At 59.4% G+C, this 20,341-nt stretch carries 19 protein-coding genes; 8 read left to right on the top strand and 11 right to left on the bottom strand.

Annotated elements, in window-relative coordinates; genetic code table 11:
- Positions 1–2 precede the first annotated feature (2 nt).
- Positions 3–1,826 carry a glutamine--fructose-6-phosphate transaminase (isomerizing) gene (glmS, locus tag GH975_RS00560; RefSeq protein WP_153712630.1) on the top strand — a complete coding sequence of 608 codons (1,824 nt, stop codon included), beginning with the start codon at positions 3–5 and terminating at the stop codon, positions 1,824–1,826.
- 15 nt (positions 1,827–1,841) lie between these two features.
- On the opposite strand, the gene GH975_RS00555 is transcribed toward glmS, so the two are convergent.
- On the bottom strand, positions 1,842–2,177 hold the full coding sequence (locus GH975_RS00555; RefSeq protein WP_170272499.1) for an ArsC/Spx/MgsR family protein: 336 nt from the start codon (positions 2,175–2,177) through the stop codon (positions 1,842–1,844).
- Between the two features lie 26 nt (positions 2,178–2,203).
- On the opposite strand from GH975_RS00555, the gene GH975_RS00550 reads away from it, so the two are divergent.
- Both GH975_RS00550 and GH975_RS00545 read left to right on the top strand, forming a co-directional pair.
- Positions 2,204–2,617, top strand: a complete 414-nt coding sequence (locus GH975_RS00550; RefSeq protein ID WP_153712628.1) for a GNAT family acetyltransferase — start codon at positions 2,204–2,206, stop codon at positions 2,615–2,617.
- Positions 2,618–2,628: 11 nt separating this feature from the next.
- Positions 2,629–3,762 carry a benzoate/H(+) symporter BenE family transporter gene (locus GH975_RS00545; protein ID WP_211365820.1) on the top strand — a complete coding sequence of 378 codons (1,134 nt, stop codon included), beginning with the start codon at positions 2,629–2,631 and terminating at the stop codon, positions 3,760–3,762.
- On the opposite strand, the gene GH975_RS00540 is transcribed toward GH975_RS00545, so the two are convergent.
- The gene (locus tag GH975_RS00540; protein WP_153712626.1) at positions 3,759–4,214 is read right to left on the bottom strand and encodes a hypothetical protein; all 456 of its coding nucleotides are present in this window, start codon (positions 4,212–4,214) and stop codon (positions 3,759–3,761) included. The genes GH975_RS00545 and GH975_RS00540 overlap by 4 nt on opposite strands.
- 247 nt (positions 4,215–4,461) lie before the next feature.
- Here GH975_RS00540 and uvrD point away from each other — a divergent pair, with 247 nt between their 5' ends.
- The gene (uvrD, locus tag GH975_RS00535; protein WP_153712625.1) at positions 4,462–6,651 is read left to right on the top strand and encodes a DNA helicase II; all 2,190 of its coding nucleotides are present in this window, start codon (positions 4,462–4,464) and stop codon (positions 6,649–6,651) included.
- On the opposite strand, the gene GH975_RS00530 is transcribed toward uvrD, so the two are convergent.
- From GH975_RS00530 to GH975_RS00520, 3 genes are all read right to left on the bottom strand, one after another.
- Positions 6,648–7,037, bottom strand: coding sequence for an acyl-CoA thioesterase (locus GH975_RS00530; protein WP_153712624.1), 390 nt, complete (start codon positions 7,035–7,037; stop codon positions 6,648–6,650). The genes uvrD and GH975_RS00530 overlap by 4 nt on opposite strands.
- Positions 7,038–7,103: 66 nt before the next feature.
- A complete protein-coding gene (locus GH975_RS00525) occupies positions 7,104–8,606 on the bottom strand; it encodes a TRAP transporter large permease (RefSeq protein WP_153712623.1) in 1,503 nt (500 codons plus the stop codon).
- Complete coding sequence (locus tag GH975_RS00520; RefSeq protein WP_170272498.1) at positions 8,606–9,187, bottom strand: TRAP transporter small permease subunit; 582 nt, start codon at positions 9,185–9,187, stop codon at positions 8,606–8,608. Before GH975_RS00520 ends, GH975_RS00525 begins: the two co-directional genes overlap by 1 nt.
- Before the next feature lie 308 nt (positions 9,188–9,495).
- Between GH975_RS00520 and GH975_RS00515 the strand changes: the two genes are divergently transcribed.
- Positions 9,496–10,575, top strand: coding sequence for a TRAP transporter substrate-binding protein (locus GH975_RS00515; protein ID WP_153712621.1), 1,080 nt, complete (start codon positions 9,496–9,498; stop codon positions 10,573–10,575).
- A 225-nt stretch (positions 10,576–10,800) separates the two neighbouring features.
- Here GH975_RS00515 and GH975_RS00510 read toward each other — a convergent pair whose 3' ends face one another.
- The gene (locus tag GH975_RS00510) at positions 10,801–13,443 is read right to left on the bottom strand and encodes a class I adenylate cyclase (protein WP_153712620.1); all 2,643 of its coding nucleotides are present in this window, start codon (positions 13,441–13,443) and stop codon (positions 10,801–10,803) included.
- Positions 13,444–13,559: 116 nt separating this feature from the next.
- Between GH975_RS00510 and GH975_RS00505 the strand changes: the two genes are divergently transcribed.
- Positions 13,560–14,156 (top strand): YhgN family NAAT transporter, encoded by a 597-nt coding sequence (locus GH975_RS00505; protein ID WP_153712619.1) that lies wholly within the window; start codon positions 13,560–13,562, stop codon positions 14,154–14,156.
- A gap of 4 nt (positions 14,157–14,160) precedes the next feature.
- Here the strand turns inward: GH975_RS00505 and GH975_RS00500 are convergent, their stop codons facing one another.
- The 4 genes from GH975_RS00500 to GH975_RS00485 are packed head-to-tail and all read right to left on the bottom strand — an operon-like array spanning position 14,161 to position 16,820.
- Complete coding sequence (locus GH975_RS00500; protein WP_153712618.1) at positions 14,161–14,619, bottom strand: hypothetical protein; 459 nt, start codon at positions 14,617–14,619, stop codon at positions 14,161–14,163.
- Positions 14,616–14,945: a DUF5658 family protein gene (locus GH975_RS00495; RefSeq protein WP_153712617.1), complete on the bottom strand. Its 330-nt coding sequence runs from the start codon at positions 14,943–14,945 to the stop codon at positions 14,616–14,618. Before GH975_RS00495 ends, GH975_RS00500 begins: the two co-directional genes overlap by 4 nt.
- Positions 14,946–16,148: an acetylornithine/succinyldiaminopimelate transaminase gene (locus tag GH975_RS00490; protein WP_322788854.1), complete on the bottom strand. Its 1,203-nt coding sequence runs from the start codon at positions 16,146–16,148 to the stop codon at positions 14,946–14,948.
- Positions 16,149–16,166: 18 nt separating this feature from the next.
- Positions 16,167–16,820 (bottom strand): HAD family hydrolase, encoded by a 654-nt coding sequence (locus GH975_RS00485; RefSeq protein ID WP_153712615.1) that lies wholly within the window; start codon positions 16,818–16,820, stop codon positions 16,167–16,169.
- 63 nt (positions 16,821–16,883) lie between these two features.
- Here GH975_RS00485 and GH975_RS00480 point away from each other — a divergent pair, with 63 nt between their 5' ends.
- Complete coding sequence (locus tag GH975_RS00480) at positions 16,884–17,372, top strand: RNA pyrophosphohydrolase (protein ID WP_153712614.1); 489 nt, start codon at positions 16,884–16,886, stop codon at positions 17,370–17,372.
- The gene (gene ptsP / locus GH975_RS00475; protein ID WP_246164735.1) at positions 17,359–19,644 is read left to right on the top strand and encodes a phosphoenolpyruvate--protein phosphotransferase; all 2,286 of its coding nucleotides are present in this window, start codon (positions 17,359–17,361) and stop codon (positions 19,642–19,644) included. Before GH975_RS00480 ends, ptsP begins: the two co-directional genes overlap by 14 nt.
- Here ptsP and GH975_RS00470 read toward each other — a convergent pair.
- Positions 19,630–20,334, bottom strand: coding sequence for an NRDE family protein (locus GH975_RS00470; RefSeq protein WP_153712613.1), 705 nt, complete (start codon positions 20,332–20,334; stop codon positions 19,630–19,632). The two genes, ptsP and GH975_RS00470, sit on opposite strands and share 15 nt — an antisense overlap.
- Between the last annotated feature and the right edge of the window lie 7 nt (positions 20,335–20,341).

Raw genomic sequence — 20,341 nt, 5'->3', positions numbered from 1 at the left:
TCATGTGCGGAATTGTTGCGGCCACCGCGGAGCGGGGCGTACAGGAAATTTTGGTCGAGGGTCTACGACGCCTTGAGTACCGCGGCTACGATAGCGCCGGGGTCGCGGTACACACCGCCGACGGTTTGGTGCGGACACGGGCCACCGGCAAGGTCGCCCAGCTGCAAGCCAAGCTCGATACTGCGCCGCTCAAGGGCCAGGTCGGCATCGCTCATACGCGCTGGGCGACCCACGGCGTGCCCAACGAAGCCAATGCGCATCCGCACTTTTCAACCGAAACCATCGGTGTGGTTCACAACGGCATTATTGAAAACCACGCCGACATTCGCGCTGACCTAATTGCCCGCGGCTACCGTTTTGACAGTGACACCGACACCGAAGTGGTGGCTCACCTGGTGCATTCGTTGTACCAGGGTTCGTTGTTGGCCGCGGTTCAGGCCGCGGTCAAAACGTTGCGCGGTGCTTATGCGCTGGCGGTCACCTGTGTTGATGAACCCGACCTAGTGGTCGGTGCGCGCAAGGGCAGCCCGCTGGTCATTGGGGTCGGTATTGGTGAGCACTTTTTGGGCTCGGACCAGTTGGCGCTGTTGCACGTCACCGACCGCTTTATCTTCGTCGAAGAAAACGAAACGCTGGCAATGACGGCGGCCCAAGTGCGCGTCTATGGGGCGGACGATCTGCCCCGCGCGACGCACATTCAGCAGTACGAGCACGGCGCCGATGCCACCGACAAAGCAGGCTACCGACACTTCATGCTCAAGGAAATTCACGAGCAGCCCAAGGTCTTGGCCGCGACCCTGGAAGGTCGGGTCACGCAAGACGGCGTCCTGCCTGAAATTCTTGGCCCGGGCACACTGGATTTACTGAAACGGATCGAGTCGATTCAAATCGTCGCCTGCGGTACCAGCTACCACGCAGGTTTAGTCGCCCGCTATTGGATAGAGAGCCTGTCCGGTTTGCCGTGCCAGGTCGAAATTGCCAGCGAGTTTCGCTACCGCGATGTGGCGCCGGTCAAAAACTCGTTGTTCTTGTCGATCTCCCAGTCCGGTGAAACCGCGGACACCTTGGCTGCGCTGCGCAATTTGGGGCCGGACTACCTGGGTAAACTGGCGGTGTGCAACGTGCCCGGCTCGAGCCTGACGCGTGAATCGGATTTGGTGTTGATGACCCAGGCCGGTCCGGAAATCGGCGTCGCCAGCACCAAGGCCTTCACCACCCAGTTGATTGCCTTGTCGTGGCTGGCACTGACGTTGAAACGCATTCACCGCCCGGACGCCGCCGCCGAAGCCGAATTGGTGGCTGGGCTGCGTGCACTGCCGAAACAGGTCGATGATCTAATCAGTGGCTACTCCGGCCAGATCGAGAAAATGGCCGAGGCCTTTGCCGATCGTCAACACGCCCTGTTCTTGGGCCGTGGTGCCAATTACCCGGTGGCCATGGAAGGCGCGCTGAAGCTTAAAGAAATTAGCTACATCCATGCCGAAGCCTATGCCGCCGGCGAGCTTAAACACGGTCCTTTGGCCTTGGTCGACGAAGAAATGCCGGTGGTGGTGGTGGCCCCCAACGACGACATGGTGGAAAAACTGCTATCGAACTTGGAAGAAGTTAAGGCGCGCGGTGGGCGCTTATATGTATTTGCCGACGAAAGTGTGGCGTTGCCCAGCGACCCGGCGATCATGTCGATCCAACTGCCGGCGGTGCCGGCTCAGTGGAGTGCGATCTATTACACCGTGCCGCTACAACTGCTGAGCTATTACGTGGCGCTGTTGAAAGGCACCGATGTTGATCAGCCGCGTAATTTGGCCAAGTCGGTCACGGTGGAGTAACGCGTTTAATCACCGCTAGAGTAACGTCAGTACGCGCTCCGGTGGCCGGCATACTGCGGCGCCCTTGGCGGTCACCAGTACCGGCCGTTCCAATAAAATCGGATCGGCGTGCAGTGCCTGGGCGATTTGTTCAATGCCGGCATCGGCGGGCAACCGCGCAAAGGCATCTTCACCGCGGCGCAGGTGGTCCATCGGTTTGCCGCCTAAGGCCCTTAGCAAACCTTCAAAGTCCGCCACACTCAAGTTCTCTTTCAGGTACAAGCGCGTTTGGTAGTCGACCCCGGCTTCGTCCAACAGCGCCTTGGCCTGGCGGGATTTGCTACAGCGTGGATTGTGGTACAAGGTAATCAAGGTGAACTCCTTCAACTAAGACTGTAATGATAATTGAATTTTGTGACGCGCACCGTGCCGGTGTTATTGATCTATGGCGGGCCTGTGGGCTGACTCGCGAGTGGAACGATCCGGACCTGGACATCGATCGTAAATTGACCGACGGCCATCCGTTTTGGGTGATTGAAAACGGTGGTCGAGTCATCGCCACTCTGATGGTTGGCTATGACGGTCATCGCGGCAGCGTTAACTACTTGGCGGTCTCACCCGAGCACCGAGGTCAGGGGCTGGGTCGGCTGTTAATGAGTCGCGCCGAGGGTTATCTGAAGGCCCGTGGCTGCCCTAAATTGAATTTAATGGTGCGGACTAGCAATGCCGAAATTCGTGGCTTTTATCAGGCTCTGGGCTATCAGTTAGACGAGGTCGTAGTGTTGTCAACACGTCTGATCGCGGACCCATGAGACAGGACTTGATGCAGCCCGTTGTCGCCGGCGCCCTGGCCGCCTTTATCGGTTTTGCGGCGTCCTTTGCGATTGTCTTGACCGGGTTGATTGCGGTCGGAGCGAACCCCGCCCAGGCAGCCTCGGGCTTGGGCATATTGAACCTGACTACTGGGCTGTGTTCGCTGTACTTGGCGCTGCGCTTTCGGATGCCGATTGCGGTCGCCTGGTCGACCCCGGGGGCCGCGCTATTGGCGTCCTTGGCGGTTCCCGATGGCGGATATGGGGTGGCGGTTGGCGCATTTATTACGTCGTCGGTGTTAATTGTCGCCACCGGCATGGTGCCGGCCTTTCGGCGTTGGATCCAAGCCATCCCGATGTCACTGTCCAGCGCCATGCTGGCTGGTGTGCTACTGAACATTTGCCTGATCCCGGTGACCAGCACCGCGGCCAACCCATTGATTGTCGGGCCGGTCATTGTGGTGTGGTTTTTGATCAGCCTAAAAAGCGCGCTGTGGGCCGTGCCGGGTGCGGTCGCAACCGCAGCGGTGGTCATGGTGTGGGGCGGCTATTGGCCGGCGGATTTGTCGTTTCAGTTGACCCATTTCGTCTGGGTCACGCCGCAATTTAGCTGGGCGGCCAGCATCAGCATCGCAATCCCACTATTTTTGGTCACCATGACCAGCCAAAACTTGGCGGGGATGGCGGTGCTTAAAGCCTTTGGTTATGCCCCTGACCTGTCGGCCGCGCTGCGGGTAACGGGTGCGGCATCGGTACTTAATGGATTTGGTGGCGGCCACCACGTCAACTTGGCGTCGCTGACCGCGGCCATGTGTGCCAACCCGGATGCGGCGGCGGATCCGTCACGGCGTTATATCGCGGTGGTCGCCGCGGGCATCGTGTTTATTGCCATGGGGTTGTCGGCCGAGGTCATGATGCAGGTCGCCGCGGCGGCCCCGGCGCGATTGATCGAATCGATCGCGGGGTTGGCGCTATTGGGCGCTTTGTCCGGGTCCTTGGTCCAGGCCTACAGCCCCGAGCGCGGCCGTGAAGGGGCGTTGGTGTGCTTTGTGATTACCGCGTCGGGGATTGCCGTGGGCGGCATTGGCAGTGCGTTTTGGGGGCTGGTGCTGGGCGGTCTGGTGTATCGGTTAAAGCGCGATTAGGGCTTGATGCGCATGCGCTTGATCGCCCGGGTCCAGCGAAAGGCGAACATCGCCAGCAGCAAAAACACAAACGCCCCGAGGGTGTCACCCAGGGCAAAATTGGGCAGTGCTGACAATTGCATCGGTTGGCCGTCGATAATCCACCAGCTGGCGATCAGTCCGACCCCGTTAATCAGCGCCGCCATCAACGCGACAATCAATAAGTGTAGCCAATGCGCGGGCTGGATTCGGTAGTCACGAAAAACGTCCAGACCCAGAGAGCGTGCGGCGTGATAGATAATCGGCAGTGACAGCGCGCTGACGGCGGCGCCAATCAGTGCACCCTCAATGGCGCCAGTTCCGGACTGGTAAAGCCAGGCATGCGCCACAAAGATCCCAATGAACAGGCTGACCAGACTTTTCTCACGACACAGGTAATAGCTCAGCAGTTTGACCCCGGCGGGTAAAAACATCAGGCTCGCGTAGCCGGCCGCGGGACCGCGGATGGCTATTTCTAGGGGCAGTACTATCCAGGTGTGCAGTGCAAATACGCACAAATACAAAACACCAGGTAACCAATACGGTAACAAGTGGAGCTTTTTCATCATCCGAGACTACTGAAAATGAGAACCAGTTACCATCTGAATGGGATCACTAAATTTCAGTAGCTCGCGGCCCTTTACTGGATAAATCCCCACCATTTCAGGCTAAACTAGCGGTATGACGCACCCACTGATAGAAGGCCTCAACCCTGGCCAATCCGACGCCGTTTCGGCCCCTGAATCTAACTTGTTGGTATTGGCCGGCGCCGGCTCCGGGAAAACCCGGGTGCTGGTCCACCGGGTCGCCTGGTTGATGGACGTCTACGAAGTCTCGCCGTATTCGATCATGGCCGTGACCTTTACCAATAAAGCCGCCAAGGAAATGCAGGGCCGCCTGCAGCAACTGACCCAACAGCCGCTGCGGGCGATGTGGGTGGGTACCTTTCATGGACTGTGCCATCGGTGGCTGCGATCGCACTGGCAAGAAGCCGGCTTGGACCAAAATTTTCAAGTGCTCGACAGCGATGACCAGCAAAAAGTGGTCAAGCGCATCATCCAACGCCTGAACTTGGACGACAAAAAGTTCCCACCGCGGACCGCAGTCAACTTTATCAACAGCCAAAAAGACGAAGGCTGCCGTGCTGCCCACGTTCAAGCCCGCGGCGACTATTTCAACGATCGCTTGATCGATATCTACGCGACCTATGAAGAAGAGTGCGAAGCCAAGGGTCTGGTCGACTTTGGCGAGTTGCTGTTACGTGCCCACGAAACCTTGCGTGACAATGTTGAGTTGCTGAACCATTACCGGGCCCGCTTTCAGCACATTTTAGTTGACGAGTTCCAAGACACCAACAAAGTTCAGTACGCGTGGCTGCGCCTGTTAACCGGCACTAGCGGGCATATTATGGCGGTCGGTGACGACGACCAGTCGATTTACGGATGGCGTGGGGCGCAGGTCGAAAACATCCGCAGCTTCGTCCAGGATTTTGCCGATGTCGCCACGGTTCGCCTGACCCGCAACTACCGCTCGACCGCGAATATATTGAATGCGGCCAACGCGGTGATTGATAACAACACCGGGCGCATGGGCAAAGAACTGTGGACCGAGGACAACGACGGCGAGCCGCTTAAACTGTACAGCGCATTTAATGAACAGGACGAAGCGCGCTTTATCGCCGACACTGTCCAGCGCCATGTTGATGACGGCAATTTGCGCTCCGATGTGGCCGTTCTGTACCGCTCCAATGCCCAGTCGCGAGCCCTCGAAGAAGCCTTCTTGCGCAGCGGCGTGCCTTACCGGATCTATGGTGGCCAGCGTTTCTATGAACGCTTGGAGATCAAAAATGCGCTGTGCTATTTGCGCTTGATTCTGAACCGATTTGACGACGTCGCCTTTGATCGCGTGGTCAACATCCCGCCGCGCGGGATCGGTGAGAAAACCCTGGAAACCGTGCGCCACGCCGCCCGTGACCAGGGCATGGCGCTGTGGCAAGCGGCTAAGTTCTGTATCGAAAGTGCCGCACTGCCGGCACGCGCACGGACCCAACTGGGCGCATTTTTGGCCCTGATCGACCAGCTCGACAGTGGCACCGAGGGTTTGGAGTTGGGCGACGTTACCCGCGAGGTGCTGGGTGCGGCGCAACTGATTGAATACCACGGCGCGGAAAAGGGTGAAAAAGCCCGCACGCGGGTCGAGAACTTGAAGGAATTGGCCTCGGCGATGGCGGATTTCGTGCCCGAGGAAGATGAAAACGCCCTGGCGGCGTTCTTGGCTCAGGCGTCGTTGGATGCCGGTGATCGTCAAGCCGATGAGCACGATGACGCGGTCCAAATGATGACGCTGCACAGTGCCAAGGGCCTGGAGTTTCCCGTGGTGTTCTTGGCCGGCTGTGAGGAAGGCTTGTTTCCGCACAAAATGTCGATGGACGATCCGGACGGCCTCGAGGAAGAGCGACGACTGGCGTATGTCGGTATCACTCGGGCTGAAAAAAAGTTGTACCTGACGCATGCCGAAACGCGCCGCCTGTACGGCATGGACAGCATGTCACCGCGTTCGCGCTTCTTGCGTGAAATCCCGCCGGAGCTGGTCGAAGAAATTCGTATGAACGCAAAAATAACGCGTCCACTCAGTGCCAGCGATGGACGACTGCACCGCGGTGCCAAGCGCAACGATGCGCCTTGGATCAGCCTGGATGCGGGGGTCGATATTGGTTTGAGTTTGGGTCAACGCGTCGAGCACCGCTTGTTCGGCGAGGGCGTTATTTTGAAGTTCGAGGGCAGCGGGCCACAGACCAAGGTCACGGTCAATTTTGCCGGCAAAGGCACCAAGACGTTGATCGCGGCGTACGCCAATTTAACCGGGCTTTAAAGCGCGCGGATATGCCCGGCTTTGGTGATTGCAACCATGACCCAATCGCCGGCGGTGACCTTGATCAGCTCACCCTCGCCCGGGACCGTAATCCAGGCTTCGATCGGCACCGTAATGCTGCTGCGACCTAGGGTCGGCTGGCCGGCAAAGATCTCGATCTTGGCGCCGACCGGGATCGGTGACATGAAATCCAGTGAATCAATCGACACCGTTGCACAGCGGCCTTTGGCGACCGTGGTGGCGACCACTTCGGCGGCCTGATCCATTTGGTCGACCAGCCAGCCGGCGTAAATGTCGCCAAAGGCATTGGTATCGCGTGGCCGCGCAATCAGTTGCAGGACCGAGTCGCCTTGCGGCTTGGGGTCCGCTTCGAGTTCTTCTAGCATTATTGTTTTGCCTGAATAAAAAAGGGCCCAGTTATTGGGCCCTTTGACTATAAACGTGCTTAGCGGTTATTCAAAACCGGGTAGCTTGATCTCGCCGCCACTGTCGCCGGCGTCACCGGGCAATCCAAAGCCGCCCAGTCCACCGTCGTCATCGGGGCCCATGTCGAAGCTGATGTTTTCCAAGTCCGCTTCATTGATCACGACCTCGGGGCCGGTGACCCACTCGGGGAAGATAAAGATCAAAATCATGCTCAACACCTGAATACAGATGAACGGCAGCACCCCTTTGTAAATTTGGGTGGTGCTCATGCCGGGGACTTTGCGCCCGGTGATCTTGTCCACGTAGCCTTTTTTCGGGGCCACGCTGCGCAGGTAGAACAGGGCGAATCCAAAGGGCGGTGTCAGGAAGCTGATGGCCATGTTCATACCGACCAAGACCAGGAACCAGACCATGTTAATGCCCATGTTCTCGGCCACCGGGCCAATCAACGGCATCAAGATAAAGGCGATCTCGAAGAAGTCGATAAAGAAGCCAAGCACGAATACCAGCACGCTGACAAAGATCATGAAGCCGGTTTCGCCGCCGGGCACCAGACTGAACAGGTGTTCGATCCAGATATCGCCGTTGATGGCGCGGAAGGTCAGCGCAAAGATCGTTGAACCGACCAAAATGAACATCACAAAGGTGGCCAATTTGGTCGTGGTGTCGAGCGCCCCGCGCAGGGTTTCTTTGCTCAGACGACGGCGTACAAATGCCAAGATCAGCGCACCCATGGCACCCATCGCGCCACCTTCAGTCGGGGTTGCCCAGCCGATAAAGATGGTGCCCAGGACCAAGAAAATTAGCAGTACCGGCGGCACCATCGAGACCAGGATCGACTTGACCAGAGTCCAGCCACGCATGGTGCGGGCTTCGGGTGGCAGCGCCGGAACCAGGTGCGGTTTGGTGATCGACAAAAAGGCGACATAGGCCAACAGTAAACCGACCATCAGGAACGACGGCACCAGTGCGCCGCGGTAGGCGTCACCGACCGACACACCCAACACGTCGGCCAGTACGATCAGTACCAGCGACGGCGGAATGACCTGGGCTAGGGAACCTGCGGACGTCAGCAGGCCCGCGGCGACACCGTTGTTAAAGCCGTAACGCATCATCACCGGCAAGCTAATCAAGCCCATCGAGATGACCGATGCGGCGACCACACCGGTGGTTGCGGCCAGCAATGCACCGACCAAAATGACGGCGTAGCCCAAGCCACCCGGCAGCGGGCCAAACAGTTGGCCGGCGGACTCGAGCAGATCCTCGGCCATGCCGGATCGTTGCAGCAAAATGCCCATAAAGGTGAAGAATGGAATGGCCAACAGGGTGTCGTTTTGCAGCAGCCCATACACACGTTCCGGCAGCGCTTGCAGCAGAACAAAATCCAATAGGCCCAATTCGATCCCGATTAAGCCAAATAGAATGCCGTTGGCGGCCAGGCTAAATGCGACTGGGAAACCGGACAGTAAAAAGAAAATCAGGGTGCCGAACATGACCGGCGCCAGGTTGGCCTGCAAAAAGGCTTCCATTATTTCGTCTCCTCAGAGATTTCGTCGTCGTCCATGTCCATATCCGGATGTCCGCCGCTTTCCAGCACGTCCTCTCCCTCGCCGCGCAGGAATGCAACGCGTTTGATGAATTCGCTACCGGCCTGCAGGAACAGCAAGCCAAAGCCAATTGGCACCAGGATGCGCAGCGGCCAGCGGATCAAGCCGCCTGCGTTTTGGCTGACTTCTTGGTTCAACACGGATTCCCAAAAGTTAGGGATCGACTCCAGGCAGATGTAGAGCGTGGTTGGCATCACGAAAATCAGCATGCCGCCGGCGTCGATCCAGTTACGGGTGCGGGCCGTCAGGCGCGAGCTGACCAGGTCAATACGCACGTGCTCGTTGCGCTTCAAGGTGTAGGCGGCGCCCAGCATGTAAACGGCGGCAAAAAAATACCATTGCAGTTCCAGCCAGGCGTTGGACGCCATGCCCAGGGCATAACGTGAGGTGGCGTTGCCTGCGCTGACTAGGACCGAGCCTAGAATCAGCCATTTAACAGTGGTGCCAACGCGTTCGTTGATCGCGTCGACCACCTTCGAGTAGGCCAGCAGTGCCTGAAACATGAGCATCTCCGGTACGGTTATCGTTATTAGAGGGGTGGTGGCCGCAGTCTTACACAGGCGGCGCCGTGACTCTAACAATTACCGTGCAATAAGGCGCACGGGTCAAATTCGGGTCGAAGAGTGCCGTCTGGGTGGGCGCTTTGCAACTATTTGGTAATATGGTCAGACCAATTCTTTGGTAGAGTGGATAACAGCTAGAACACACGGGGATTGCAAAACCGGTTCGGCATAGGCGAGACTGCCGTGGGGATAATGTGCTGTGTCCCGCGGATTTCCGAAATTACAGTTAAAATAAATAGGACTGAATCATGACTCAACGACGTGATCTTTTGGCTGTTGCTGCCCTCGCAGGCGCAATGGCAGTACCGGCGATGGCTGCTAGCCACGCACTTCCCGAACTGAACTGGCGTTTGGCCACCTCAGTACCGCCGACGATCGAATTCTACGAAGGCGCTGTTACTTTCGCCGAAGAAGTCGAGCGTATGACTGACGGCAAATTCAAAATCCGCGTATTCGCAGGTGGCGAATTGGTCCCCGCATTCGGTGTATTCGACGCAGTTAGCGACGGCACTGTTGAAATGGGCCACACCGCGTCGTACTACTACTTCGGTAAGAACGAAGCCTACGCGCTGGACACGACTGTACCGTTCGGCATGAACTACCGTCAGTTCCAAGCATGGTGGAACTACGGCAACGGTAAGACGTTGATCCAAGACTTGTTCGCGAAAGCCAACATCGTACCTTTCCCCGCGGGCAACACCGGCGTTCAGATGGGCGGTTGGTTTAACAAAGAAGTTAAAAGCGTTGCGGACCTGGACGGTCTGAAAATGCGTATCGGCGGCATGGGCGGCAAGATCATCCAGAAGTTGGGTGTGGTTCCTCAGTCAGTACCGGGCGCGGACATCTACCCCTCGCTGGAAAAAGGCACCATCGACGCTGCTGAGTGGATCGGTCCTCACGACGACATGAAGCTGGGCTTCAACCAAGTGGCGTCGTACTACTACACGCCGGGCTGGTGGGAAGCAGGTCCTAACCTGTCGGTTTACATCAACAAAGAGAAGTTTGACGCACTGCCTGTTGAATACCAGGCAATCGTTGAAGCCGCGGCAACACGCGCTAACGTCGACATGATGTCTTCGTACGACGCTAAGAACCCCGTTGCACTGAAGAAGCTGATCTCGACTGGCACCAAGCTGCGCGCTTTCCCGCGTGATGTGCTGGAAGCTGCATACGCAGCGGCTCAGGAAACTTACGCTGAACTGCGCGAGTCTAACCCTGACTTCAAGTTGATCTACGACGACATGGTCAAGTTCCAAAAAGACCAGAACCTGTGGGCCGGCGTTGCCGAAGGCCGTCAGGATGCGTTCATGCAGAGCATTTCTCGCTAAGCACACCGCATAATCGAAAAAGGCGCCTTAACGGCGCCTTTTTTGTGTCTGCAACAAAGCGTTACAAAACTCGTAATAAAACCACTTGTGCGCTGCGGCATTGCCGTTATACATTAGTCCTATCAGTTGTTGAGCACGGCGCGGCCATCGGCCCCGTGTTTAATGTTGTGACTGATGCTTCTTCATTAGATGATCTTTTTTGGGCGCCCTTGTGGCGCCTTTTTTTTACCGGCACAGCTCCAGCGCCTCGGCCAAGGCCGCTTCCAGTGTGTGCTTGTGCATCAAATACTGGGACGCCTGCATCGGCCGGTTGCGGTCCCCTTCGTGACGCCGCGGCAATTCCAAATCCGAAATATAGGCGTGATAACCGGTGCCGGATGGGCGCGCGTTACGAATGGCCCGGGCCACATCGCCGATCAGGTTCGGACCGTGTGACAGGGCGCTGAATGCCTGTGGCCCGACCCGCCACTCGAATGCCAAGGTGCGGTCGGCCCGCCAATGACCGACCGCTTGAACGGCCAAGCGATCGACGGCGTCGCCGGTGGTGACCTCAATCGGCTGGAACTGGACCTGTGGGTATTGGCCGAGTAGTTCGATGCATTCCACATCCGCGTCCCAGTCGCCCGGTTCCGGCATCACCAATGATGCCCGTTGGCGCCACTGGCTGCGCTGGGTGAACCGGGTCAGTTGCCCGGCCAGGCTGGCGCGGGCGTGCCAGGGCCGGGTAAAGCGATAGATAGACCCCATTTCGTCGATGCACCAAATAGTCGCACGGGCCTGGGCGAAGCGGATTAAATAGGTTACCCGCCCGGGGGCGGCCATGGCACAGGCCTGCAACAGATCGCCGGTAATTCCTGTGCTGGGGTCCAACTGGACGCGGCCAAATAAGCGCCGCGGCTGTTGCAGGTGGTGCATCAGCGCGGCCATGCTCGGCAGCGCCACGATACTGGGTTCGTTTTCATCAAAGGCCAGCGCATAGAACGCCCCGGCGACGCGAAACACATAGGTCCCGGCACGGTAGTCGGGGCGCGCAAAAAAGTCGGCACAGTCTTCCAGCAAGCGTAAGTAACCGTCCAAGGCAGGCTGGATCCGGTGGTCTTGGTCACGCACGCGGATGATGGCGTCAAACCCATCCCCGACGCGCGCGCTCAGCAGATTAGTCAGCCCCTCCAAAAACGCCTCGTAGAAGCCGGCCTTGCCGTCGAAGCGAGTCACGAAAACCTCGCCCCATGAGTTTTGCGAGACCACTTCCAAGTGCGCCAGCGCCGGTAGGCCCAGCGGTGTGCGCAGATCCTGGGCCTGCAGTAAATACAGCTGGCGGTCGCTAAATGCCGGCAACTGAAAGGCCTCGGGCGTCGGCTCGGGGTCATGCAGCAACCGCAACAGCTCATACTCCAAGCGCTCGACTTGTTCGGTAACGGCGTCGGGACCGTCGATTACTAGGTGGGTGTTGTCGCCAATGATTTGATTGATGTGCAGCCACACCACCAGCTGGGTGAGCGACTCAAAGCGCGCCACCGCATCCCCATCGACCAGCGCGGCCCAGCCAAATTGAGCTCGGCTGATCGTCAGATTGGGCTGATGGACCGCGACCGCCAGCCCGGTGTTGATGCGCTCAACCTTGCCGGGCTTGGGTTCAAACCTGGCAAACAGTTGGCGGGCGACCACGTCGGCGCGCAAATGGCCGGTGGTCATGACGGCTTGGCCGCGGCAATACAGCAAGATCGACTGAAAGCGCGCGGTCAACTCATCCACTAGGGCGCGGTAGTCACCCAGCAGGCTGCGCACGTCGCGACCTTGGGTGTTGTCGGCGCCGCGCAATCGCCTGCCATCCCAGCCCCAGCGCTTGACCAGTGCGCGCATCTCCATGGCTTGCCACGGCGGCAGCAGCGGGCTGGCCGCGGACAGCATGGCCGAGGTTTTGAAATAAAACGCGCGCTGCATCAGCCCCAGCCAGGGCGGGGTCGGTTGGTCGGTTGAAATGGCTTCGTACAGGGCTTGATAGGAGTCCGGCGGCGGCATGCCGTTGTACAAGTCCAGGCGAGTTTGCCGGCTCAGCAGCGCGTGGGGGTGGCGGCTGTAGTAGTCCGCCAGGTTCAGCTTTAACAGCGCCTTCCACGGCTGGTTAATGGCGCGGGATAACTGACCCATGGCGAAATCTGCCAGTTGCGCCGGTGTCGGGGTTGCCAGTTCACCAAAGTCCACCAGTGCCTTTGCGCCGGGCAGCTGCCGATTCAGCGCGCGGGTCAGTGTGGCGTGGCGCGCGTCCTGGTCCGGCTCGATCAGCCAGCCGGCGGGCATGCCCCCGGCCAAGACAATTGCGGTGCGATAAAACTCGTCCAGCAACAAAGGCTTTGGCATCCCGGGCTCGCTGGTTTGACGGGCGAAATCCTCGGGGTCGACCAAAAAGCACTGCAACTTTAACCCGCTCAACTCGGCCCACAATCCGATGCCGGCCAGGCGCCGCTTTAGGCTGGTCCGGTCGTTGTCATTTAGGCCCGGTCGGTGGACGATCCACAAGTCCAAGTCGCTGTTAGGGCCGTGCGCCACGGAGCCGGCCGAGCCCATCAGGGCGAGTGAGCTGATGACGTGGCGTGCCAGTTGATGGGCAGGCTTGATAACGGCGTCAAAGCGCAGATTCAGGCTGTCCAGGCTGGCTTTGTCGGGGATAAAGCCTTGGATGCCGCCACAGGCGTCGGCACTGACATAGCCAGGCACGCGTGCATGGTTAATCGACAACAGGGTCGGTAACAGGCGCACGAAGCGGCGCTGGCCCTTGCGCATTTGAGACAGTGCGCGGGTCAGTCGTTGGTCATTGATACTTTCGCAAAACGCCAGTTGAGCCGGGACATCGGATACCGCGGTCAATCGCGGGCTCGCACTGGTTAGGGTTTTCCCATCTGCTGTTAAGGGTAGTCGGTTATTTCAGGTTTGCAGGGCGCGCTGGCCGGGGCTAGTCTGCCGGCTCAACAAGAGGAGTCGGCATGGAAACCTGGAGCGTCGCGATTACGCTATTTTTGATTATGGATCCGCTGGGCAATATTCCGGTGTTTCTGTCGATCTTGAAACAAGTGGCGCCGGAGCGCCGGCGCTGGGTGCTGGCGCGTGAGCTGGTGATTGCGCTGGCGATCATGGTGGTGTTCTTGTTTATCGGGCCTGCACTTTTGAAAACCCTGAGTTTATCGCGCGAAGCGGTGTCGATTGGTGGCGCGCTGGTGTTGCTGATTATTGCGGTGCGGATGATTTTCCCGTCCCGCGGTGGGGTCATGGGCACATCCGAAGATGACGATGGCGAGCCGCTGGTGGTGCCCTTGGCGGTGCCGATGATTGCGGGGCCGTCGGTGTTGGCGACACTGGTGTTGGTGACCGAAACGGACCCGGATCGCAACATTGACTGGATGATTGCGCTGGGGTCGGCGTGGCTGGCCGTGGCGGTGATTTTGATGAGCTCGCAGGTGTTGTATCGGGTGCTGGGCACACGTGGCTTGAAAGCGATCGAGCGACTGATGGGCATGATCTTGGTGTCGATCTCCGTTCAGATGTTCCTGAACGGGATCCAGAGCTTCATGTCACACGTCTGACGGCTTAGGGAAATTCGAAGCCGTCGCGGCGCAGTTCAATGTCGACCATCAGGCGCGGGAACAATGAAAAGGTGTCCTCGCGGCCGACGCGAGCGGTCAAAAAACCGCCCTCGACGGTGTACAGCGCGGTGAAGCCGACAAACTTTTTGGCGCTGTCGGCAATGGTCCGCCGGGCGTTGTCACAAAACGTATTGGTGCCATATTTGGTGCACACCCGGTTAACCAGTGCGCGCTGGTTGCTGACCTCGTTGCTAAGGCCGGGTTGGGTATAGCGCACGGCTTGGACCCGGTCCTGGTCGTCGTAATACACCCGCAGCCAAGGTTTGGCGCGCTTGGGCACGCTGGCTTCAGCGGCTCGGGTGTCACCTAGGCGAATACCGGCGACGTCGTCGGTCAATGCCGGCGCGCGTGCGAATGCGTTGATGCTGAGGGCGAACAGCCCGAAAAACCAAATTGCTTTCAACTTAACCGACCAAGAAGTATCAAGTGCCACGCCATCAAGCCGGCGTAGCTAAAAAAACACAGCCGCAAAATAACCAGCGGCGACGGACCGCGGTTGGGCCGAACGGATGCGAACATCAGCAAGGCAACGCCACCGGCGGTGAGTGTCAGTTTACCACTCACGAACCATAGGTCACCCATTTCAATCAGATAGGCCATTAAGGGGTTAGCTTCGCGCGCCCCCAGGGCCAAAACGCGCAAGGTAAAGTGCGCGTCCAGCATGCTCATGCAGATGATACCCAGGCCCGTGAATCGGCGCTGGTGGGGCAGTAATGACTGCGCGGACATTCACCCTCCGAGGGTATCAGTGATGGCTGCCTCCATTTTGCTGAGGCCCAGGGCCAGAACGTCGCGGTCGGTGTTCAGGGCAGGCGCCAGTCGAACCACGTTGGCGCCGGCGACCAACAGCATGACGCCGTGTTGCAGACCGTGGTTCATGATATCGCCGGCACGGTTTTCAAGGACGGGATTCAGTTCACAACCGAACCACAACCCGAGGTTACGCACGTCACGAAATGCGCCGGTGCGCTCGCCCATGGCGACCAATTCGGCGTGCATCCAGGCGGTGTTGTCGCGCACGTTTTGCAAGAATTGTGGCTGGCGAATGGTGTCGACCGCGGCCAGCGCGACCGCACAGGCCAGCGGGTTACCACCGCTGGTGGTGCCGTGGGTGCCGGGCGTCAGCACCCGGGCAATTTCGGCCGTGGTCAGCATGGCGCCGATCGGGAAGCCGCAGCCCAAGGCCTTGGCCGATGACAAGATGTCCGGGGTCACACCCACGGCTTGATAGGCATACAGCTGACCGGCTCGACCGACGCCACTTTGGACCTCGTCAAAAATTAACAAAGCACCGTATTGATCAGCCAGCGCGCGCGCCGCGGCCAGGAATTCCGGCGTTGCCGGTGTCATGCCGCCCTCGCCCTGAAAAGGCTCCAGGATAATCGCGCAGACGTCGTCGTCCATGCTAGCGCGTAGTGCGGCGACATCGTTATATGGGGTGTGGCTGATGCCGGTAGGGCACGGCCCAAAGCCTTCTTGATATTTGGGCTGGCCGCCGACCGACACGGTAAACAGTGTGCGCCCGTGAAAGGCGTTATCGAAGGCGACGATGCGATTTTTGGCCGCGCCGCGGGTTTCATAGGCATACCGGCGCGCCAGTTTTAGCGCAGCTTCGTTGGCTTCGGCTCCGGAATTACAGAAAAACACGCGCTCCGCAAAGGTCGATTCGCACAGCATCGCGGCCAAGTCCGTGGCCGGTTTATTCGCCATCAGGTTGCTGACGTGCCACAGCTTATGCGCCTGAGTGGTCAATGCCTCGACCAGCGGCGGGTAGCAATGACCCAGCGCACTGACGGCAATGCCGCCTGCCATGTCGATCAGCTGTTGGCCATCTTCGGTGTAAACGTAGGGCCCTTCGCCACGCTCCGGGACCTGCTGGAATGGGGCGTAATTGGGCACCATGTGCTGGTCGAATTGGGCGCGTGTGGTCATGCTGTTCATCCTGTTTTTTCAGTCCCGAAAGCTGGTGCTGGGCCAGCCGTGTTGTTTGGCATGGGCCAATAGGCGCTCGTCACCGTCGACCACGACCGGGTGGTCGACTTGCTGCAATAATGGCAAATCGTTGTGCGAATCGCTGTAAAACGTTGTCGATTCGTAGGCCGGTCGGTCGTTCAGCCAAGCATTTAACGCGTCGACCTTGCCGCCTTGGAAGGTCGGAATGCCGATCACTTCGCCGGTGTACTCGCCGTCGATGACTTCGTTGTCCAAACCTAAACAGTGTTCGATCCCCAGACTTTTAACAATGGGGCCGGCGATAAACAAACTGGTCGCGGTAATGACCAAGATCTCGTCGCCGTTTTTGCGGTGCCCGTCCAGTACCGCCGGGGTCTGTTTGGCGACCATGGTCGGTGTCACTTCGCTGACATATTGGTCGCGCCACTGGGTCACCTGGGCGGTGCCAAATTCACGGTGCAGCCGAAATGCCCAACGGTTGTAGTCGCGGATGTTGAGCGTGCCGTTGGCGTATTCATGGTACCAGCGAGCATTGTTGGCCTTGTGCTCCTCGGGGTCGACAACGCCCAGGGTGACCAAAAAGTCGTTCCAGCCGCGGTCGCTGTCGTCGTGCAACAAGGTGTGGTCTAGGTCAAATATTGCGAGCTTCATGGTTTCGATTGCCAAGTTCCGGTCGGGGGTGAAAGAATGGCGGCTAAGCCAAGGAGATTCAATGTGTTAGACGGCGACGGATTTCGTCTAAACGTGGGCATGGTGCTCATGAACGCGCGCGGCCAAGTGTTTTGGGGCCAGCGACCGCGAAATGCCGGCTGGCAATTCCCCCAAGGCGGCGTTGACGATGGCGAGTCTGCCGAACAGGCCATGTTTCGCGAACTGCGCGAAGAAACCGGCCTCAGCCCTGAGCACGTGCGCGTGCTGGGCCGCACCCAAGACTGGGTCCGTTACCACCTGCCACGCCGGTTTCGGCGTAAACCCCCTGGCTGTGTCGGCCAAAAACAGAAATGGTTTTTGCTTGAAGTGATCGCCGACGATGACGCGATCCACTTTGACACCGGCACCAAGGCCGAATTCGCGTCCTTTGAATGGGTCAGTTGGTGGTACCCCGTCGGCCAGGTAGTGCCCTTTAAGCGCGACGTTTATCGCCGTGTGTTGTCCGAAATGCTCCCTATCCGCGACGCGGCGCTGGGCCATGTCATTGATTGAAACCCTTCGGGGGATCGTTCAGGGCGTTGCCAACGCGCGTGACCTGAACACGGCCATGGAATTGTTGGTGGTCAAGGTCAAAAACGCCATGAACGTGGGCGTGTGCTCGGTGTATTTGAACGACCCCCAGTTCCAGCGCTTCCTGTTGATGGCGTCGGACGGTCTAAATCGCCAAAGCGTTGGCAAATCCTATCTTGAATACGGCCAGGGCTTGGTCGGCTTGGTCGCCGAGCGCGCCGAACCAGTTAACACCGACAATGCGCCCGGGCATCCGAGCTACCAATACCTGAATGAAACCGGCGAGGACCGTTACTTCTCGTTTTTGGGCGTGCCGATCGTGCATCAACGCAAGGTGTTGGGCGTGATTGTGGTCCAGCAGTCGACGCCGCGGGCGTTTGACGACGCGGAAGTGTCGATGTTGATGACGCTGTCGGCGCAAATGGCGTCGGTCGTGGCCCATGCCCAGGCCATTGGCGAGCAAGGCGCCTGGTCGTGGCAAACCCTGTCCGAGGACCGGCGTTTCCACGGTATCGGCGCCTCGCCCGGTATCGGCGTAGGCACCGCCTATGTGATGCAGTCCTCGCAGTTGTCGGCCATTCCTAATACCCAAGCGGACCACCCAGCGGACGAGGAAGGCCGATTTGTGGCCGCGGTCGACGAGTTAAAGGCCAGCCTTGACCAAACCAGCGACCGCTTGGCGGATCGCGTTGGGGTCGAAGAGCGGACGTTGTTCGACGCTTATATCCGCATGCTCGATGACGACGCGTTGGCCGGGGCGATTTTAGGCCGTATCCGCGGCGGCCAGGGGGCGATTGGGGCGACCGCGCGGATCGCGGACGCCCTAAGCCAGCGATTTGACGCCATGGACGACGCCTACTTGCGCGAGCGCGGCAGCGACGTGCGCGATTTAGGCCGCCGCCTCATTGCCGCCCTCCAGGCCAGTTCCGCCGAGGTCGAGTGGCCGGATCAGGTGGTTTTGGTGGCGGATGAACTGACCCCGGCGGTGCTGGGCGATGTGCCGCGCAGCAAGTTGGCCGGGCTGTTGGCGGTGCGCGGCAGTGCCAGCTCGCACGTGGCGATTATCGCCCGCTCCATGGGCGTGCCCTGCGTGGTTGGCGCCGGCGACCTGCCCAGTGCCATTTTGCACGGGCTGGACGTGGTCGTGGACGGCTATCGAAACTTGGCGGTGGTCAATCCCGGGCGCTTTACCCGGGTCGCGTACCAGTTGGTCAAACGCGAGGAATCACAGATCGAGCGCCAGCTCGGCAAGTTGGCGGGGACGCCGGCGGTAACCTTGGATCAGCACCACCTGCCGCTGCTGGTCAACATGGGCGCGGGGGGCGACTCGTTGGCGGCTTTGGCATTGGCCAGCGAAGGCTGCGGGCTGTCGCGCACCGAAATCCCCTTCATGTTGGAGTCCAGCTTTCCGACCGAGGCGGCCCAGCGCGCGGTTTACCGGGCGGAACTGGAGGCCTTTGCGCCCAAGCCGGTGACCATGCGCACGCTGGACATTGGCGGCGACAAGGCCCTGCCTTACTTTCCGATCCATGAAGCCAACCCGTTTTTGGGTTGGCGCGGGATTCGGGTGTCGCTGGATCACCCGGAGCTGTTTATGGCCCAAGTGCGGGCGATGATTGCCGCCAGCGAGGGCCTGGGTAACTTACAGATCATGTTGCCGATGGTGTCTAAAGTCAGCGAACTGGACGAGGCCATCGCCATGATTCACCGGGCGTGGGAGGAATTAGTCCACGAAAAGCTCGACGTCGATCTGCCCAAAATTGGGGTCATGATCGAGGTCCCGGCGACCGTGTACCAGATACCTGAAATCGCCCGGCGGGTGGATTTTGTCAGCGTCGGTTCAAACGATTTGACTCAATACCTGTTGGCGGTCGATCGCGACAATGCCCAGGTTGCGGACCTTTACGACGGGTTTCACCCGGCGGTGATACGTGCGCTGACGGCGATTGCCGCCGGTGCTAAGGCCTGCGGTGTACATGTGTCGATTTGCGGCGAAATGGCCGGCGATCCGCTGGCGGCACCGCTGTTGTTGGCGATGGGCTATGACAGCCTGTCCATGAGTGTGACCCAAATTAAGCGGGTCAAACGCATCATTACCGCGCTGACCTTTGCCCGAGCCCATCTGTGGCTGGACGAGGTGTTGGTGATGGAAAACCCCGAGGACATTCGGCGTTATTTGAACGAGCAGTTCGTCGGTTTGGAGCTGGACCAGCTGATCGCGCCCAAGGGCCTGCGCCGGCTAGAGGGCAGCTGAGACCGCGTTCGCGGTGGCGTGGGTGGTTTCCGTGAGGCGTAACTGTGCGCCTTCGCTGCGGACTTGGGTGGTCGACAAGGTGGCGTAGTCATCGCCAACAATGCGCGCGCTGGACAGGCGCGTTTCCCAGGCCGGGTTGATCCCGGTGTTGGGCAGCTGTGCGTCGGGATAGGTGCGGGTGTCGAGCATGGCGCGATGTGCGTGCGCTGGGCTTTGGCGCATGGCCGCCGTCACCGCTTGGGTTTTCGGCCAGGGCGAATCGAGCGTGGCGTTACTTAACCCATACACACCGGGGCCAAGTTTGCGCGGGTCGGCGGCTTGGCTGTTGAAAAACCACAGGCTGTCCGTGTCCAGTAGCAACAGGTTAAAGGGGCTGTAGCGGTGGGTGTCGAGTCCGCCCAAGTAGTCCGGCGCGGATTCAGACGACGTTAAAAAGTTGGTGACTAGTTCACCGCGCGAGTGCGCCCCCGGCGCGGCGTTAGGGTCGCGCACGTTGGTCAGGCAGGCCATGCGCCCGCCTGGCGCAATCGCCAGCCAAGTGCCGCCGGCGGCAAGGTCACGCCCACCGAATAGCCCGTTGTCCCAGTGATGGGCGGCGGCGGTGGCCCGCGCCGTGAATTCATCGCGGTTGGCGACCAATTCCAGCGCCCGTCCTGGGTGGTGTTGCCAGGCAACGGCGATCAGACACATGTTAAGC

The sequence above is a fragment of the Litorivicinus lipolyticus genome (assembly GCF_009650135.1).
GTDB lineage: Bacteria > Pseudomonadota > Gammaproteobacteria > Pseudomonadales > Litorivicinaceae > Litorivicinus > Litorivicinus lipolyticus.
Note: the sequence above shows the minus strand (reverse complement) of the source record. Positions and strands in the feature narration are given on the sequence as shown.

Bases quoted from the DNA above. Each gene is read 5' to 3' on its own strand.
- glmS (WP_153712630.1), top strand. From the start codon at position 3: ATGTGCGGAATTGTTGCGGCCACCGCGGAGCGGGGCGTACAGGAAATT.
- GH975_RS00550 (WP_153712628.1), top strand. From the start codon at position 2,204: ATGATAATTGAATTTTGTGACGCGCACCGTGCCGGTGTTATTGATCTA.
- GH975_RS00545 (WP_211365820.1), top strand. From the start codon at position 2,629: ATGCAGCCCGTTGTCGCCGGCGCCCTGGCCGCCTTTATCGGTTTTGCG.
- GH975_RS00540 (WP_153712626.1), bottom strand. From the start codon at position 4,214: ATGTTTTTACCCGCCGGGGTCAAACTGCTGAGCTATTACCTGTGTCGT.
- uvrD (WP_153712625.1), top strand. From the start codon at position 4,462: ATGACGCACCCACTGATAGAAGGCCTCAACCCTGGCCAATCCGACGCC.
- GH975_RS00530 (WP_153712624.1), bottom strand. From the start codon at position 7,037: ATGCTAGAAGAACTCGAAGCGGACCCCAAGCCGCAAGGCGACTCGGTC.
- GH975_RS00525 (WP_153712623.1), bottom strand. From the start codon at position 8,606: ATGGAAGCCTTTTTGCAGGCCAACCTGGCGCCGGTCATGTTCGGCACC.
- GH975_RS00520 (WP_170272498.1), bottom strand. From the start codon at position 9,187: ATGTTTCAGGCACTGCTGGCCTACTCGAAGGTGGTCGACGCGATCAAC.
- GH975_RS00515 (WP_153712621.1), top strand. From the start codon at position 9,496: ATGACTCAACGACGTGATCTTTTGGCTGTTGCTGCCCTCGCAGGCGCA.
- GH975_RS00505 (WP_153712619.1), top strand. From the start codon at position 13,560: ATGGAAACCTGGAGCGTCGCGATTACGCTATTTTTGATTATGGATCCG.
- GH975_RS00495 (WP_153712617.1), bottom strand. From the start codon at position 14,945: ATGTCCGCGCAGTCATTACTGCCCCACCAGCGCCGATTCACGGGCCTG.
- GH975_RS00490 (WP_322788854.1), bottom strand. From the start codon at position 16,148: ATGACCACACGCGCCCAATTCGACCAGCACATGGTGCCCAATTACGCC.
- GH975_RS00485 (WP_153712615.1), bottom strand. From the start codon at position 16,820: ATGAAGCTCGCAATATTTGACCTAGACCACACCTTGTTGCACGACGAC.
- ptsP (WP_246164735.1), top strand. From the start codon at position 17,359: ATGTCATTGATTGAAACCCTTCGGGGGATCGTTCAGGGCGTTGCCAAC.
- GH975_RS00470 (WP_153712613.1), bottom strand. From the start codon at position 20,334: ATGTGTCTGATCGCCGTTGCCTGGCAACACCACCCAGGACGGGCGCTG.